The sequence below is a fragment of the Ensifer sp. Root127 genome, assembly GCF_001425225.1.
Taxonomy (GTDB): Bacteria; Pseudomonadota; Alphaproteobacteria; order Rhizobiales; family Rhizobiaceae; genus Ensifer; species Ensifer canadensis.
In genome coordinates, this window is record NZ_LMDX01000001.1 from 660,230 (window position 1) to 676,333 (window position 16,104).

The following is a 16,104-nucleotide window of genomic DNA, read 5'->3' on the forward strand; positions in this document are numbered from 1 at the left end:
CATATCGAAAGCAATCAGCATGACGACGACCCCGATCATCTACTCCCAGGCGTTGATATTGCTCGGGGGCGCAGTCATCGCGGCGCCACTGTTCAAGCGTCTCGGGCTTGGCACGATCCTCGGCTATCTCGCGGCCGGGATCCTGATCGGCCCGGTTGCCCAGAGCATCACCGATGGCGAAGAGATCCTGCACGGTTCCGAACTCGGCGTCGTCTTCCTGCTCTTCATCATCGGGCTGGAACTGAAGCCGTCGCGGCTTTGGCAGCTGCGGCGCGACATCTTCGGTCTCGGCACGGCGCAAGTCCTCATCACCGGTGTGGTCCTGTCCTACGGGATCGCCCTGACCGGACTGCTCGATCATGCCGGAAGCATCGTCGCCGGCTTCGGCTTAGCGCTGTCGTCCACGGCCTTTGCCATGCAGATTCTCGATGAGGGCAACGACCGCAATACGCGCTTCGGCCAACGCGCCTTCTCGATCCTTCTGCTGCAGGATCTGGCGATTGTCCCGCTGCTTGCGCTGATCCCGCTTCTGGCGGCGCAAGCGCCGGAGGATACGACGCCGCCACTCGAAGACTTTGCCATCGCCATCACAGCGGTTGCGGTCCTTGTGGCCGCAGGCCGCTATCTACTCAACCCACTGTTCCAGATCATCGCCCGAACCGGCGCGCGCGACGTGATGATTGCCGCCGCCCTGCTGGTGGTCATGGGAGCGGCAACGCTGATGCAGATGGCCGGCCTTTCCATGGCCATGGGCGCCTTCCTTGCCGGCGTGCTCCTGGCAGAATCCTCCTATCGCCATGAACTTGAGGCCGATATCGAGCCCTTTCGCGGCATCCTGCAAGCCCTGTTCTTCATGGCCGTGGGCCTGTCGCTGCAACTTGACGTGATCATCGACAATTACCTGGTGATCATTGTTGCCGTACCTCTGCTGATGCTGGTGAAGAGCTTCATCCTCTACTGGCTCTGCCGCCTGGCCGCCTCGCATCACAACGATGCGGTGCGCGTCAGCTTGCTCTTGCCGCAAGGCGGCGAATTCGGCTTCGTCCTGTTTACTGCTGGAGCGGTCGCTGGCGTCTTCTCGCCGGGCAGCGCATCGCTGCTCGTCGCCATCGTTACGCTTTCGATGGCGCTGACCCCGATCGCCTCCATGCTCGCCCCGCGCCTCATGCGCGAACAGGACGAGATGGCCGACGAAATGGAGGAGGACTTCGAAGGTGCTGATGCCGACGTGCTGATGATCGGCTTTTCGCGTTTCGGCCAGATCGCCGCGCAGATCCTGCTTGCCGGCGGTCGCGACGTGACGATCATCGACCACTCGGCCGCGCGTGTTCGCCAGGCGGCGACCTTCGGCTTCCGGATCTACTTCGGCGACGGCAACCGGCTCGACGTGCTGCGTGCCGCCGGCATCGAGCGGGCGAAGCTCATCGCCATCTGCACGCAAAAGAAGGAAACGACCGACCGGATCGTCGATCTGGTTCAGGCCGAATATCCGGACGCCCGTATCTTCGCGCGATCCTACGACCGGCTGCATACGCTCGAACTGAGGGCGAAGGGCGTCGACTACGAGCTGCGCGAAACCTTCGAGTCCGGCCTGCTCTTCGGTCGAAAGACGCTGGAGGCGCTGGGCGTCGGCAACGAAGAGGCGCTCGCCATCATGGACGATATCCGCAAGCGCGACGAGGCCCGCCTGGTGCTGCAGGAGGCAGAGGGCATCACCGCCGGGCGCGACATGCTGCATTCGCAGCCCGTGCGTCCCGAGCCGCTGGTCAAGCCCAAGCGCGACGTCGATCATTCCTCGGAAACGGGCGAGAGCATCCTGCCGGGATTGCCGGCTGACGAGCGGGAAAGCGCCTAGAACATTTCCAGGAAAAGGCGAAGCGGTTTTCCGTCAGGCAATGTGTTAAAATAGGGAGATAGAGCGTTTCTGCGGCTCTGTCGCTCTAACAGAAACGGCGACCGGCCGACAGCCTTATCCGGAGACGCCGGCCACCTTCATTCGCTCCTCAAGCGTCCGCTTGAACTGATCCTTGATGCCGGCGGTCGCCGCCAGGACTTCCTTTGCGCGCAGAAAATCCATCACCCGATAGCGGCCGACATCCGGCCGCAGCAGGATATCCGGCGCACCTTCCTTCAGTTTCATGGCGATGATCGACTGCATCATCAGCTGGCTGGCGCCGAACAGGCTGTCGATGCGGCTGGGGATCGTCTCGCCATCACCGTCCGGGCCGCCGACGACATCGACGCCGACGACGATCTCAGCAAGGCCGCGAAGATGATCGAAGGGGATGGGATTGTAGATGCCGCCATCGATCATCACCCGGCCGTCGATCTTGACCGGCATGAAGACCGCAGGCAGGGCTGCGGACGCCGCCAGCGCCTTCTGCAGGTCGCCTGTCGCGCAGATGTGCTCGGTCTGGCCATAGTAGTCGGTAACGACAACTTTGAGCGGAATATCCAGTTCTGAAAACGTCGCGGGGATGGCTTCGGGCAGGAACGCCTTCAAGACGCGCTCGATGTTGAACTGACCGAAACGAAAGCCGTTGGTCATCGCTTCCGACCAGCTAGCCGGTCGCAACTGCCACAGGCGATTGACGACCTCGCGGCGGTGGCCAACCGTCGCAAGCGTGTGTTCCCGGATTTCCTTGCCGCTGAGGCCCGCCGCCATACCGGCGCCCATGATGGCGCCGATCGACGAGCCGGCGATGACAACAGGGCGAATGCCCAACTCGTCGAAAGCCTCGATGACATGGATATGGGCGAGCCCGCGGGCACCGCCGCCGCCAAGCGCCAGCGCGACCGACGGTTCGCTCGCGCTGACCGGCGAAATATCCGCGGTGGAAACGTCCTGCTTCATCGACCTGCACCTCAGTTCAGCCGGCAGTCTAACTTTGCAAGCGAATCAAAAGTGTGACGTCAGACGCCACGGAAGCGGTAGAAATGCATGCGTGTATCGCCGAACACCCTGACGTCCAGCCGCTCGAAAACGGCTGTTGGCGCAGGCTGAACGTCGGCACGCTCCTCCAGCACGACAAGGGCATTCGGAACCAGCCAATTGCCGAGAGCCGCCGACGCCAACGCCTTCTCTCCCAATCCCATCGCGTAGGGTGGATCTGCAAAGACCAGGTGGAACGGCTCCATCGTGCCGACGGAACCGAGGCTGGTCGCATCCCTGCGGAAGACCTTGGCGCGACCTTGCAGGCCGAACGCCTCGATATTGTTCTGCAGGAGACCCCTGCCCTCGACGCCCTGTTCGACGAAGAGTGCCTGACGGCACCCCCGCGACAGGGCCTCGAGGCCCACGGCTCCGGTGCCGGCAAAAAGATCCAGCACCCGGGTGCCATCGAGAGCCTCCGGATACGAATGGCTCAGGATGTTGAACAGGCTTTCGCGCGTCCGGTCGGTGGTCGGACGGATATCATTCGACTTGGGCGTAGCCAGACTGCGGCCACGGAACTCTCCGCCGACAATGCGCACGACCGCTTAGTTTCCTCTGCCGCGCGGCTTGCCGCCGGCCGGGCGCCCACCGCCACCGGGACGGCCGCCACCACCGGGCCTGCCGCCGCCGCCAGCCGGTTTTCCGCCACCGGGCTTGCCGCCACGCGGACCACCCGAGCGTTCACCAAAGGATTTGCCGCCGGATGGCTTGCCACCGAAGGACTTACCGCGAGGCTTATCGCCGAACGGGCGGTCACCGCCTTCGCGGCGTGGCGGACGATCGCCCTCGGCGCGCGGGGTTCTCGGCTTGTCGGAATAGCTGCGCGGACCACCTTCGGCGCGGGCAGGCCGATCGCCACGTGGGCGGTCGCCATCTTCGCGACGTGCAGGCCGGTCGCCTTCAGCGCGCGGGAACCGCGGCTTGTCGGAGAAGCTGCGCGGTCCTCCTTCTGAACGGGCCGGCCGATCGCCGCCTTCGCGACGCGGGGGACGATCACCGTGATCGCGCGACCTGCGGTCTCCGGCATCGCCCGACTTGCGCCGGCCGAAGCCGCCATCACGGCCTTCATCCTTGCCGCGGCGTGCGGGTTCGCTGGCGCTGATCCATTCGCCCTCTTCATCCCGGCGCTTGACCGGTGCGGCGGAAGCCGGACGGTCGAAGTCCCTGGGCGCACCGCCCTTGCGGTCGGGATCGAACTTGCCGGATGACTTCGTCGCAAATCCATCCTTCGTGCGGCCGTAGCGTTTGGTCTTCGGAGCGCCATCCGGGCGCTCGCGACGGGCCGGCGTTGCCGAGGCATCGCCTTCAGCGGACTTCGGCTTCTTCTCGGCCAGCGGACGCGCACCGGGCGCCATCCACACATTGGCCGTGCGGGCGCGTTGCGCCGGCGTGCGCTTCGGCCGATCCTCGAACTTGGCGTCGCCGCGCTCTTCGCGGGGGCCACCCTTGCCGCGGGGACCTTCCTTACCACGCGGCCCATCCTTGCCACGGCCACCGTCGCGGCGGTCGTCACGACGGGTATCAAGACGGGAAAGCGCGCGCTCGCGCTTGTCTTCCGGCTTTTCCCAGCGGTTGGCACGCTCGGGCTTGCGGGTGTCGGAGGCTTCGCCTTCCGGCGCTTCGCCAGGAAGGGTTGCCGACTGATCGTTGTAGAGCGGCGCGTCGAAGTTCGCCTTGGCGTCTTCGATCAGGCGCGGGCCGAGCTGGTCGCGCAGCGTCCGGCCACGGATTTCCTGCACATGGCCTTCCGGCAATTCGCCGAGCTGGAACGGGCCGTAGGAGATACGGATAAGGCGGTTGACGTCGAGCCCGAGCGCGCCGAGCACGTTCTTGATCTCACGGTTCTTGCCTTCGCGCAGACCCATCGTGATCCAGACGTTCGAACCCTGCACACGGTCGAGCGTCGCTTCGATGCCGCCGTAAAGCACGCCGTCGACGGCAATGCCGTCCTTCAGCTTGTCCAGTTCGTCCTGGTCGATTTCGCCATGGGCGCGCACGCGGTAGCGGCGCAGCCAGCCGGTCGACGGAAGTTCGAGCACGCGGGCAAGCCCGCCGTCGTTGGTCAAAAGCAGCAGGCCTTCGGTGTTGATGTCGAGGCGGCCGATCGATAGAACGCGCGGCAGCTCGTCCGGCAGGTTGTCAAAGACCGTCGGGCGGCCCTCCGGGTCGGCATTGGTGGTCACCAGTCCGGCCGGCTTGTGGTAGAGCCACAGACGGGTGCGCTCGATGCCGCGGATCGGATTTCCGTCGACTTCGATGCTGTCGGCCAGTGTCGCGTTGACAACAGGCGTGTCGAGAATGACGCCGTTGAGCTTCACCCGACCTTCCATGATCATGCGTTCGATATCGCGGCGCGAGGCAACGCCGGCGCGCGCCAGGATTTTGGAGATGCGCTGCGGCTCGTCGCTGCTTGCGGCGGCGGGCTTCGGGCCTGCCTTGGGCGGCCGCGAGGCACCGGCTTCAGGCGCTGCCGCCTTCTTGCCAGCGAATTGAGGTTTCTTGTCCCGGCCAGCGGGCTTGCCGCCAGGCCGCGTGGGCTTGTCTTTGGATGTCATTTGTGTTGCCTGCCTTTTGCGGCTGTCCTATCAGGTCGGAGCCCGTGGGTTAAGAGAAATTATTGTTTGAGCGATGGCTGATACGACACGCTTCATGGATGCGGCCCTCGAAGAGGCCAAAAAGGCGGGCCAACGTGGCGAGGTGCCGATCGGCGCCGTCGTCGTTTTCAACGGCGAGATCATCGCGCGCGCCGGAAACCGAACCCGCGAACTCAACGATATCACCGCCCATGCCGAGGTCGTTGCGATCCGCGAAGCGTCCATGGTGCTCAACGACGAACGGCTGACGGGCGCCGACCTCTATGTCACCCTGGAGCCCTGCACCATGTGCGCGGCAGCGATTTCCTTTGCCCGCATCCGTCGCCTCTACTACGGCGCCGAAGACCCCAAGGGTGGCGCGGTCGATAGCGGCGTGCGCTTTTACGGCTCGCCGACATGCCACCACGTGCCCGATGTCTATTCCGGGCTTGCCGAGCGCGAAGCCGCTGACATTCTCAGGGATTTTTTTGCCGGGAAACGCTAAGTGAGCGAACTCTCAGCCGGCTGCGAAAGACTCTAGCGCCGCACCCGCAAGCCGGTAGCGCGTCCACTCCGACATCGGTTCGGCGCCGACGGCTTCGTAAACGCGGATTGCCGGCTCGTTCCAATCGAGCACGCTCCATTCGAAACGACCACAGCCTTCCTCGACGGCGATCTTGGCGAGATGCTTCAACAGCATCTTGCCCGCGCCGGAGCCGCGGCAATCCGGCGTTACGTAGAGGTCTTCGAGATAAAGCCCCTTGCGCGCCTGCCAGGTGGAGTAGTTGTAGAACCACATGGCAAAGCCAGCCGGCTTTCCGTCCTTCTCGCAGATCACCGCACGGGTGAGCGCATCCGGGCCAAAGAGCGAGGCCTGCAACTGCTCGACCGTCGCCTCGACTTCGTCGGGCGCCTTCTCGTAGGTGGCCAGTTCTGTGATGAAGCGCAGGATGGTTTCCGCGTCTTCCGGTCGCGCGTCGCGAATGCTGATCGTCATGGTTTAAAAGGGCCAGTACCACTTGCTGCCGGAATTCTTGATCTGCGCTTCCTTCTTGCGGCGGCGCTCCTTGAGCTTTTCCGGCTCACCAAGGTCGGCTTCCGAAGCTTCCGGAAGGCGGCGGTATTCGAGCGGCGGATCGCTCAGGAAGCGGCGCTTGTCGGCGTAGGCACCCATCTCGATCTTGCGCGCGTCGCGATAGGCTTGCTGCTGCTCCTTGGCCGAAAGGCGGCGGCCATTGGCGCTGGCCTTTGCGAGTGGCGAGACGTAGTTTGGGTTGTCCTTGTTGGCGTCGGCTTCTTCGCGCAGACGGTTGCGCGCCTCTTCCGGAGATTCGACCCACTCCGGATTGGCTTCGCGACTGGCGAGCGACTTCTGCGGCTCCACGAGGGCGGTCTGCTGGCCGGTAGGCGGCAGCACCAGGCCGGGGCGCGGCTGGTACTTGACCGGATCACGCTTCGTCGGGGTAAAGCTCACAGCGCTTCCGAGATCGTCGATCAACTGCTCGCCAGCCGATTTGTCGGTGCCGTAGGTCGGACCGCCGATGCAGCCGGAAAGTACCAGGCCGCTCGTCATAATGGCGGCAACGCTAGCAAACAGTCGCAACTCTCGCGTCATTTCCATGAAATTCCTTCTAGCCGGCCACCGTCACGTGCGCGGCCACTCAGCGCCATGGCGGATAAATCCGCCAAATTTCGGGCAGGTTTTACCGGATGAATGCGGTAAGCGCAATTCATCCGGTAAATGATCCCTTAAGCCTTGAAGCCAAGTTCCCGCAGGGCGGCGGCATCGCGGGCAGACACCTCAGGGTAGAGTGCATCCGAACCGACATCGGTCGTGATCCGCCAGGAGCGGGCGCACTTGCGGCCAACGGCGGCCTCCGGAACGACGCCAACCTTGGCGACCTCAGGCAGACGGAAGGCGTCGGCAGGGCCCTCGCCCGCCTCGACGGTGATCGCCGACGTGATGCAGATCTCGGCGAAGTCTTCGCCTTCGAGCGCCTTCAACAGCTCCGGATCGGCGATGTAGACGACGGGAGCCGCCTCCAGCGACGAGCCGATACGCTTCTCGCGACGCTCGATTTCAAGCGCCCCGGTCACGACCGTGCGCACCGCGCGGATCTTTTCCCACTTCGCCTCGAGGGCGTCGTTCTTCCATTCCGCCGGGATCGCCGGGAACTGCTCGAGATGGACCGAGACAGCGTCAGGCTTGCGCGACAGCCATGCTTCTTCGCAGGTGAAGGGCAGCATCGGCGCGAGCCACAGCACCAGGCAATCGAACAGCTTGCGGATCACCGCAAGCGCCGACCGGCGACGAAGGCTCGACGGTGCGTCGCAATAGAGCGCATCCTTGCGCACGTCGAAATAGAACGCGGAGAGTTCGACGTTCGAGAAATCGATCAGAGCGCGGGCGATCCTCTTGAAGTCGAACGCGTCATAACCTTCACGAACGACCTGGTCGAGTTCGGCCAGGCGATGCAGCATCAGTTTTTCCAGCTCGGGCAGCTCGGCGTGGGCGACTTCCTCGCCCTTGTCGTGCGCCAGCGTGCCCAGCATCCAGCGGATGGTATTGCGCAGCTTGCGATAGGCGTCGATGTTGGTCTGGATGATCGTCTTGCCGAGGCGCTGATCTTCCCAATAGTCCGTCGTCATCACCCAGAGGCGCAGGATGTCGGCGCCGGCATCCTTCATCACTTCCTGCGGCGTGACGGTGTTGCCCTTCGACTTCGACATCTTCTCGCCCTTCTCATCCATGGTGAAACCATGAGTGACAACGGCGTTGTAGGGCGCACGGCCGCGCGTTGCGCAGGATTCGAGCAGCGACGAATGGAACCAGCCGCGGTGCTGGTCGGAGCCTTCGAGATAGACGTCAGCCGGCCACTTCAGATCCGGACGATCTTCGAGCGTGAAGGTATGCGTCGAGCCTGAATCGAACCAGACGTCGAGAATGTCCATGACCTGGTGCCACTTCTCGTGGTCGTGGTCATTACCGAGGAAGCGATCCTTGGCACCTTCGGCGAACCAGGCATCGGCGCCTTCCTGCTCGAAGGCTTCGAGAATGCGGGCGTTGACGGCCTCATCGACAAGGATCTCGCCCTGCTCGTCGGCAAAGATCGCGATCGGAACGCCCCAGGCACGCTGGCGCGAGAGCACCCAGTCCGGACGTCCCTCGATCATCGCACGCAGGCGGTTCTGGCCGGCGCCGGGGACGAAGCGGGTATCGTCGATGGCCGACAGGGCGCGCGAGCGCAGCGTCGTGCCGTCGCCGAAGCCCTTGTCCATGTAGACGAACCACTGCGGCGTGTTGCGGAAGATCACCGGCTTCTTGGAACGCCAGGAATGCGGATAGGAATGCTTCAGACGGCCGCGGGCAAATAGCGCGTGACGGGCGATCAGCGCCTTGATGACGCGATCATTGGCATCGCCCTTCTTGCCCTTGTCGTCGAGCACGCGGCCGGCGCCACCTTCGGCGTCCGGGCCGAAGCCATGGGCGTCGGCGGTGAAATAACCGGCGTCGTCGACGGTGAACGGAATTGCCGAGGAGATGCCGCGGGCTTCAAGCGCGCGGGCATTGTCCATCCAGGCGTCAAAGTCCTCGCGGCCGTGGCTCGGCGCCGTGTGCACGAAGCCGGTGCCGGCGTCGTCGGTGACATGGTCGCCATCGAGCAACGGCACCTTGAACGCGTAACCGCCACCCAGCCCATGCAGCGGATGGGCGCAGGTGACGGCGGCCAGTTCAGCGCCCTCGATGTCGCGGACGAAATTGAAGGTGAGCTTCGCCTTGGCGGCGGACTCGTCTGCCAGACGTTTGGCGAAGATCAGCTTTTCGCCGGGCTGCGGACCGAAATCGTTCTCTGCAGTCGCAACCTCGTAGAGACCATAGGCGTAACGCGAGGAGAAGGCGATGGCGCGGTTGCCGGGGATCGTCCAGGGTGTGGTCGTCCAGATCACGACGAAGGTGCCTGCAAGATCTGCCGAGCCTTCGGTGACCGGGAACTTCACCCAGATCATGTCGCTTTCGACGTCGGCATATTCGACTTCGGCTTCGGCCAGCGCCGTGCGCTCGACGACCGACCACATCACCGGCTTGGAGCCGCGATAGAGCTGCCCCATCTTGGCGATTTTCATCAGTTCGCCGGCGATGCGGGCTTCGGCGTGGAAGTTCATCGTCGTATAGGGGTTGTCGAAGTCGCCCTCAATGCCGAGGCGCTTGAACTCTTCCGCCTGGATCTGGATCCAGCCCGCAGCGAAGTCGCGGCATTCCTTGCGGAACTCGTTAACCGGGACCTCGTCCTTGTTCTGGCCCTTCTCGCGATACTTCTCCTCGATCTTCCATTCGATCGGCAGGCCGTGGCAATCCCAGCCCGGCACGTAGTTGGCGTCGAAGCCGCGCATCTGGAACGAGCGGTTGATGACGTCCTTGAGGATCTTGTTCAGCGCATGGCCGATATGGATGTTGCCGTTGGCGTAGGGAGGGCCGTCATGCAGCACGAATTTCTCGCGACCGGCGGCCGAGGCACGCAGCTTCTTGTAGAGACCCATCTTCTGCCAGCGGGAAACCGTTTCGGGCTCCTTCTGCGGCAGGCCGGCACGCATCGGAAACTCCGTCTGCGGCAGATAGAGGGTGGAGGAATAGTCGATCTTCTCAGCGGTATCTGTCATGGTCTTTGCAATCGTCTTTTCCGCGCGGATCATCGCGCATGCGAAAGGGTTCGGTATCCGGCGCATAACCCTGAAATCGGGATCGATTTTCGGAAAAGGATCATGCGCAGCTTCAAAGTGTTCGAGCTACCTTAGCGTGTCCAAGAGACGCGCGGCGCTCCAGAGATGACTGAGGCGTTGGAAACGCCGAAATCCCGGACCTTCCGGCGGCCTAGTGCGCGCGGAAAGCCGGGCCAATAATTCGCTGATCGATGGTCAGTCGACGGTGCCGGGTCATGGTGGCCGGTTGTTTAAGGCGTTTTCGGCCTTTTGAAAAGGTCCGCCGCTTCGGCGCGACGGATTTCTTTAGGCGAAGTTGATCCGGCGATCGATATCGCTCAAGGGCGTGACGCCGGAGAGCAACGCCCTCGCCTCGTCTTCGTCCTTTCGGATCTGCGCCACCAGCGGGTCGAGCCCGTCGAACTTCAGCTCGTCGCGCAGGTGGCCGAAGAACGAAACCGAACAGACCTCGCCGTAGAGATCGCCGGAAAAATCGAAGACGAAGGTTTCAAGCAACGCCTCGCCGTCGCTGTCGACGGTCGGACGCCGGCCAAAGCTGGCAACGCCATCATAGAGCGAGCCGTCAGCCCGGCGGAAGCGCACGGCATAGATGCCGGTTCTAAGTTCGACCTCGGGCGGTAGACGCATGTTGGCCGTGGGATAGCCGAGGGTCCGCCCGAGTTTTTTGCCGTCGATTACTTCGGCCTCGACCGTGTAGCGATAGCCGAGCAAGCCGGCCGCGTGAGAAACGTCGCCCTGGCCGAGCAGCGAGCGAATGAAGCTCGAGGAGATCACCGAGGCATTCTCATCGCGGAAGGCGTCGACCAGGGTGACGCCGAAGCCGTTTTCGCCGCCCGCCGCCATCAGAAAGGCGGGACCGCCTTCGCGCCCCTTGCCGAAATGGAAATCGAACCCGGTGACCACATGCGAGGCATGCAGCCACTCCAGGAGCACCCGATGGATGAAATCGGACGCGGAAAGTTCGGAGAAGGTGCGATCGAACGGGTATTCGATGACGGCGCCAAACCCCATGCCTTCGAGGATACGGGCTTTCAGCGGTGCGGGCGTCAGCCGGAAGACCGGCGTGTCTGGCCGAAAGACCGTGCGCGGATGCGGCTCGAAGGTCAACACCAGTGCGGGAACGCCGCGTGCCGCGGCTTCTTCCAGCGCTCGCTCCAGCACGGATTGGTGGCCGCGGTGAACACCGTCGAAATTGCCGATGGCGACAACGCCGCCACGCAGACGCTCGGGCAGCGGGTCGCGGGTTTCGTTGCGATGAAAAACCGTCATCTCGATCTTCCCGTCAGGCGAGCCTGGGCATCCACCACTTCGGCGAAGCACCTTCCTTCCTCAGGAAGGCAGTAAGCTTCGCCTCGTCGGTGCGGCTTTCGTTCATGTATTCTTGCGCGTGAATACCGGCACTGATGTAAAGCAGATCGAAGCCGGCATCCTGGGCGCCCTTGACATCGGTCGGCATACCGTCGCCGACGGCGATGACACGCGACAGATCGAGTGGACCGCGAACGGCCTTGGCTTCCGTCAGCGCGGCACGGTAGATGGAGATATAGGGCTTTCCGGCGATCCGGGCTTCGCCGCCGAGCTCCTCGTAAAGCTTGGCGATGGCGCCGGCACAGGGGATCAGCCGGTGGCCGCGCTCGACCACCAGGTCCGGATTGGCGCAGATGAACGGGATCTTGCGCTTGGCAAGTCCGGTCAGCGTCGCGCGATAGTGCTCCGGCGTTTCGGTTTCATCGTCGTAGAAGCCGGCGCAGACGACGGTCTCTGCATCTTCCGACGAGACGATCTCGGTGCCGAGCCCTTCGAGCAACGGCAGATCGCGTTCGGCGCCGATGAAGAAAATCTTCTTGTCGGCTGCGGCGATCAAGGTGCGGGTCACATCGCCCGACGTGACGATGCGATCATAGGCTTCATCGGGAACGCCCAGCCCGCGGATCTGTACCTTGACGCTGGGGCTTGGCCGGGGAGAATTGGTGATGAGGACAACCGTAAGCCCTGCTGCACGCGCTTCCGCCAGGGCCTCGCAGGCCGACGCAAACGCCTGAACGCCGTTGTGGAGAACACCCCAGACGTCACAGAGCACGACGTCATAGCGCCCTGCGATTTCCCGAAAACTGTTGATCCTTGCGGCCATGCGGGCTTCCTGCAAACTCGGTTTCCGGCTTGCATGGCAAGGAAGGGCCGAGAATACAAGCCTCGCGCCTAGAAAATCGCCGCCATTCCCAAGGATTCGGCGCCCGCCCCTCCCTCATGCCGAGGAGACGGTCCACGGGACATCAGCGTCAGGGCCTGCCGACCCCGAGGCTCATGATAACAACCGGATCGGGCAGCGAGACCAGGCAAATCCTCGATATCGGATCTGCCCAAATTCCGACCGCTTCATGCAATAGGCAGGCAAACGTTCCGGCCCGGCCGCCGTTCGTTGCCTGTCATCAGCCGCCGATAATCATGTCGCCTGAAATTTTTTGAACGGCCAATCCTTGACTCGTCCCGGACCCAGCCTTATCTCGGCCTCGCTAGCACTCGACAAAAGAGAGTGCTAACACCCATCCATCGGGTCGTTGAGCGATCCGTAGTGTCATTTGATCGAGGGATTAGACTAATGGCAAGCACCAATTTCCGCCCGCTGCACGACCGCGTTGTCGTCCGCCGCGTCGAGTCTGAGGAAAAGACCAAGGGCGGCATCATCATTCCGGACACCGCTAAGGAAAAGCCGCAGGAAGGCGAAATCGTCGCTGTTGGCTCGGGCGCCCGTGACGAAAGCGGCAAGGTTGTTGCTCTCGACGTCAAGGCTGGCGACCGCGTTCTGTTCGGCAAGTGGTCGGGCACCGAAGTCAAGATCAACGGCGAAGACCTTCTCATCATGAAGGAAGCCGACATCATGGGCATCATCGGCTGATCTGCCGTCGTCCACACCTTTTCATGACAACCAATGGGCAATGAGCCCGGGAGTTTTCTCAAATGGCTGCAAAAGAAATCAAATTCGGCCGCACCGCGCGCGAAAAGATGCTGCGTGGCGTCGATATCCTCGCTGACGCCGTAAAGGTCACGCTCGGCCCGAAGGGCCGTAACGTCATCATCGACAAGTCCTTCGGCGCTCCGCGCATCACCAAGGACGGCGTATCAGTTGCCAAGGAAATCGAACTTGAAGACAAGTTCGAAAACATGGGCGCCCAGATGGTCCGCGAAGTTGCTTCGAAGACCAACGACATCGCCGGCGACGGCACCACGACTGCAACCGTTCTGGCCCAGGCGATCGTTCGCGAAGGCGCCAAGGCTGTTGCTGCCGGCATGAACCCGATGGACCTGAAGCGCGGCATCGACCTCGCTGTCACCGAAGTCGTCAAGGATCTCCAGGCCAAGGCCAAGAAGATCAACACTTCGGAAGAAGTCGCACAGGTCGGCACGATCTCGGCAAACGGCGAGCGTCAGATCGGCCTCGACATCGCAGAAGCGATGCAGAAGGTCGGCAACGAAGGCGTCATCACGGTTGAAGAAGCCAAGACCGCCGAAACCGAACTCGAAGTCGTCGAAGGCATGCAGTTCGACCGTGGCTACCTCAGCCCCTACTTCGTCACCAACCCGGAAAAGATGGTCGCTGACCTCGACGACGTCTTCGTTCTCCTCCACGAGAAGAAGCTCTCGAACCTCCAGGCCATGCTCCCGGTTCTCGAAGCTGTCGTTCAGACCGGCAAGCCGCTCCTCATCATCGCTGAAGACGTCGAAGGCGAAGCTCTTGCTACGCTCGTCGTCAACAAGCTGCGTGGCGGCCTGAAGATCGCTGCCGTCAAGGCTCCGGGCTTCGGCGATCGCCGCAAGGCCATGCTCGAAGACATCGCCATCCTGACCGGTGGTACCGTGATCTCCGAAGACCTCGGCATCAAGCTCGAAAACGTCACGCTCGACATGCTCGGCCGTGCGAAGAAGGTTTCGATCTCCAAGGAAAACACCACGATCGTCGACGGTGCTGGCCAGAAGAGCGACATCGAAGGCCGCGTTTCGCAGATCAAGGCTCAGATCGAAGAAACCACTTCTGACTACGACCGCGAAAAGCTGCAGGAACGTCTTGCCAAGCTCGCTGGCGGCGTTGCCGTAATCCGCGTTGGCGGCTCGACGGAAGTTGAAGTGAAGGAAAAGAAGGACCGCATCGACGACGCTCTCAACGCGACGCGCGCTGCTGTTCAGGAAGGCATCGTACCGGGCGGCGGCGTTGCCCTGCTGCGTTCTTCCGTCAAGATCACCGTCAAGGGTGTGAACGACGACCAGGAAGCCGGCATCAACATCGTTCGTCGCGCTCTGCAGGCTCCGGCCCGCCAGATCGCTGAGAACGCTGGTGACGAAGCTTCGATCGTTGTCGGCAAGATCCTCGACAAGGACCAGGACAACTTCGGCTACAACGCCCAGACCGGCGAATATGGCGACATGATTGCCATGGGCATCATCGACCCGGTCAAGGTTGTTCGCACCGCCCTTCAGGACGCGGCTTCGGTTGCTGGCCTTCTCGTTACGACGGAAGCCATGATCGCCGAACTGCCGAAGAAGGACTCGCCGGCGATGCCGGGCGGCATGGGCGGCATGGGCGGCATGGACATGATGTGATAGGGCGCCAGCCCAATCGCAGCATTGTCCATAGAGCTTCGCCCATGCACCAAGAGCAGTTCAGCGCGTCAAGCGCGCTGAACGGGCGGCATGGACATGATGTGATAGGGCGCCAGCCCAATCGCAGCATTGTCCATAAAGCTTTGCCCATGCACTAAGAGCGGTTCAGCGCGTCAAGCGCGCTGAACGGGCAGCATGGACATGATGTGATAGGGCGCCAGCCTTATCGCGGACCTGTTCAAGCAGATCCACGATGATCCATTCGGATCGGAAAGGGCGACCCTCGGGTCGCCCTTTCTCGTTTTTGCGATAATCCTGCGGTTGCATCTAACGTGCACGTCAAAGCTGTCCGCAGGAAAAATTACCCGGTAGCTGCGGCGGCACTAAAAAAGCGTTGAAGTCGAGAAAAAACGAACTATAACACCGCCCCAAGTGGACAGAGATTCACGAGAGACTGGATGGTGGGCCTAAAGCGAGCGAAAAATCGCTCAAACTTTTCATATTAACTGTGTGTCCAAGCTCTCTTTGAGAACATCACGCAAAGCATATAAGTATTTCATCGCAAATTAAGCCGGCCTTTCCTGCGAAATCATTTCGCTTGGCGAGCTACGTCACAGTTTCGTGACCTTTCCGTACAGAAAGACGCAACCGACTATCGTGCGTGTTCTTCCTGCTATGGGTCGATGGCTGGCGAGGGTTGTATATTGGGGATGGGCCTGCCTGGTGGGAAGACGACATTCGCCAGGGGTCGTGCTGGGGTAGACCGTGTTTAAGATCACGAGAACAAATTCAGTTCCCCTCGGTGTTCCGGGACAGATGCATTCCGGTCTCCCGCATCAGGAATTCCTGGAACAGTTCTGCGTTTCCGAAGGTTGGTCGGGCGACCTGTCGACGGGCCTGTTCCGGCTTGGCGAGAAGGCGTCCGCGATCCACGGTCTCAACGAGAGCGAATGCGGGCTGCTCAATTTCGTGCGCTGCTACGACCTCGCCGACCGCAACCACGTGCTCGAGCTTTTTGAGCAGGCGGCAACCACGTGTTCGTCCTTCTGCTTCTCGACGACGATCAGCCTCGAATCCGGCCACAAGCAGCCGGTGTTCTGCATCGGCGAATCCTCGGGCCTCGAAGAACGCTATTCCGGTACGATCCACGGCATCTTCTTCTTCCCGCGCTTCCTTGTCGAAGGTGCGGGAAAGATGCTTCTGCGCCAGTAGGTGCATTCCCGCCTACAGAGCGCTTCCGCGCTTAAACAGAGTCCCAAAAGCGTTCCAGCTCGTTGTCTT

Annotated in this window: 13 protein-coding genes; 5 read left to right on the top strand and 8 right to left on the bottom strand. The window is 62.3% G+C overall.

Annotation, left to right across the window (positions count from 1 at the left end):
• Positions 1 to 19: 19 nt before the first annotated feature.
• Complete coding sequence (locus ASD03_RS03135; RefSeq protein ID WP_025426067.1) at positions 20 to 1,855, top strand: monovalent cation:proton antiporter-2 (CPA2) family protein; 1,836 nt, start codon at positions 20 to 22, stop codon at positions 1,853 to 1,855.
• Between the two features lie 114 nt (positions 1,856 to 1,969).
• Here ASD03_RS03135 and ASD03_RS03140 read toward each other — a convergent pair whose 3' ends face one another.
• From ASD03_RS03140 to ASD03_RS03150, 3 genes are read right to left on the bottom strand one after another with little or no spacing between them, the layout of a single operon-like run.
• Positions 1,970 to 2,854: a patatin-like phospholipase family protein gene (locus ASD03_RS03140; RefSeq protein WP_025426066.1), complete on the bottom strand. Its 885-nt coding sequence runs from the start codon at positions 2,852 to 2,854 to the stop codon at positions 1,970 to 1,972.
• Between the two features lie 59 nt (positions 2,855 to 2,913).
• Positions 2,914 to 3,474, bottom strand: a complete 561-nt coding sequence (rsmD, locus tag ASD03_RS03145; RefSeq protein ID WP_025426065.1) for a 16S rRNA (guanine(966)-N(2))-methyltransferase RsmD — start codon at positions 3,472 to 3,474, stop codon at positions 2,914 to 2,916.
• Between the two features lie 6 nt (positions 3,475 to 3,480).
• A complete protein-coding gene (locus tag ASD03_RS03150; RefSeq protein WP_025426064.1) occupies positions 3,481 to 5,490 on the bottom strand; it encodes a pseudouridine synthase in 2,010 nt (669 codons plus the stop codon).
• 73 nt (positions 5,491 to 5,563) lie between these two features.
• Here ASD03_RS03150 and ASD03_RS03155 point away from each other — a divergent pair, with 73 nt between their 5' ends.
• Entirely contained in the window at positions 5,564 to 6,013 is a 450-nt protein-coding gene (locus ASD03_RS03155; protein WP_025426063.1) for a nucleoside deaminase, read from the top strand.
• Between the two features lie 12 nt (positions 6,014 to 6,025).
• Here the strand turns inward: ASD03_RS03155 and ASD03_RS03160 are convergent, their stop codons facing one another.
• The 5 genes from ASD03_RS03160 to ASD03_RS03180 form a co-directional block, all read right to left on the bottom strand.
• On the bottom strand, positions 6,026 to 6,505 hold the full coding sequence (locus ASD03_RS03160; RefSeq protein ID WP_025426062.1) for a GNAT family N-acetyltransferase: 480 nt from the start codon (positions 6,503 to 6,505) through the stop codon (positions 6,026 to 6,028).
• Positions 6,506 to 6,508: 3 nt separating this feature from the next.
• Positions 6,509 to 7,129 carry a hypothetical protein gene (locus tag ASD03_RS03165; RefSeq protein ID WP_025426061.1) on the bottom strand — a complete coding sequence of 207 codons (621 nt, stop codon included), beginning with the start codon at positions 7,127 to 7,129 and terminating at the stop codon, positions 6,509 to 6,511.
• Positions 7,130 to 7,257: 128 nt separating this feature from the next.
• Complete coding sequence (ileS, locus tag ASD03_RS03170) at positions 7,258 to 10,167, bottom strand: isoleucine--tRNA ligase (RefSeq protein WP_025426060.1); 2,910 nt, start codon at positions 10,165 to 10,167, stop codon at positions 7,258 to 7,260.
• Between the two features lie 345 nt (positions 10,168 to 10,512).
• Positions 10,513 to 11,496 (bottom strand): bifunctional riboflavin kinase/FAD synthetase, encoded by a 984-nt coding sequence (locus ASD03_RS03175; protein ID WP_025426059.1) that lies wholly within the window; start codon positions 11,494 to 11,496, stop codon positions 10,513 to 10,515.
• A 13-nt stretch (positions 11,497 to 11,509) separates the two neighbouring features.
• On the bottom strand, positions 11,510 to 12,358 hold the full coding sequence (locus tag ASD03_RS03180; RefSeq protein ID WP_025426058.1) for a TIGR01459 family HAD-type hydrolase: 849 nt from the start codon (positions 12,356 to 12,358) through the stop codon (positions 11,510 to 11,512).
• 468 nt (positions 12,359 to 12,826) lie between these two features.
• Here ASD03_RS03180 and groES point away from each other — a divergent pair, with 468 nt between their 5' ends.
• From groES to ASD03_RS03195, 3 genes are all read left to right on the top strand, one after another.
• Positions 12,827 to 13,123 (top strand): co-chaperone GroES, encoded by a 297-nt coding sequence (gene groES / locus ASD03_RS03185; protein ID WP_004675403.1) that lies wholly within the window; start codon positions 12,827 to 12,829, stop codon positions 13,121 to 13,123.
• A 62-nt stretch (positions 13,124 to 13,185) separates the two neighbouring features.
• Positions 13,186 to 14,823 carry a chaperonin GroEL gene (groL, locus tag ASD03_RS03190; protein ID WP_025426057.1) on the top strand — a complete coding sequence of 546 codons (1,638 nt, stop codon included), beginning with the start codon at positions 13,186 to 13,188 and terminating at the stop codon, positions 14,821 to 14,823.
• Positions 14,824 to 15,588: 765 nt separating this feature from the next.
• Positions 15,589 to 16,035 (top strand): hypothetical protein, encoded by a 447-nt coding sequence (locus ASD03_RS03195; RefSeq protein ID WP_025426056.1) that lies wholly within the window; start codon positions 15,589 to 15,591, stop codon positions 16,033 to 16,035.
• Positions 16,036 to 16,104: the final 69 nt, after the last annotated feature.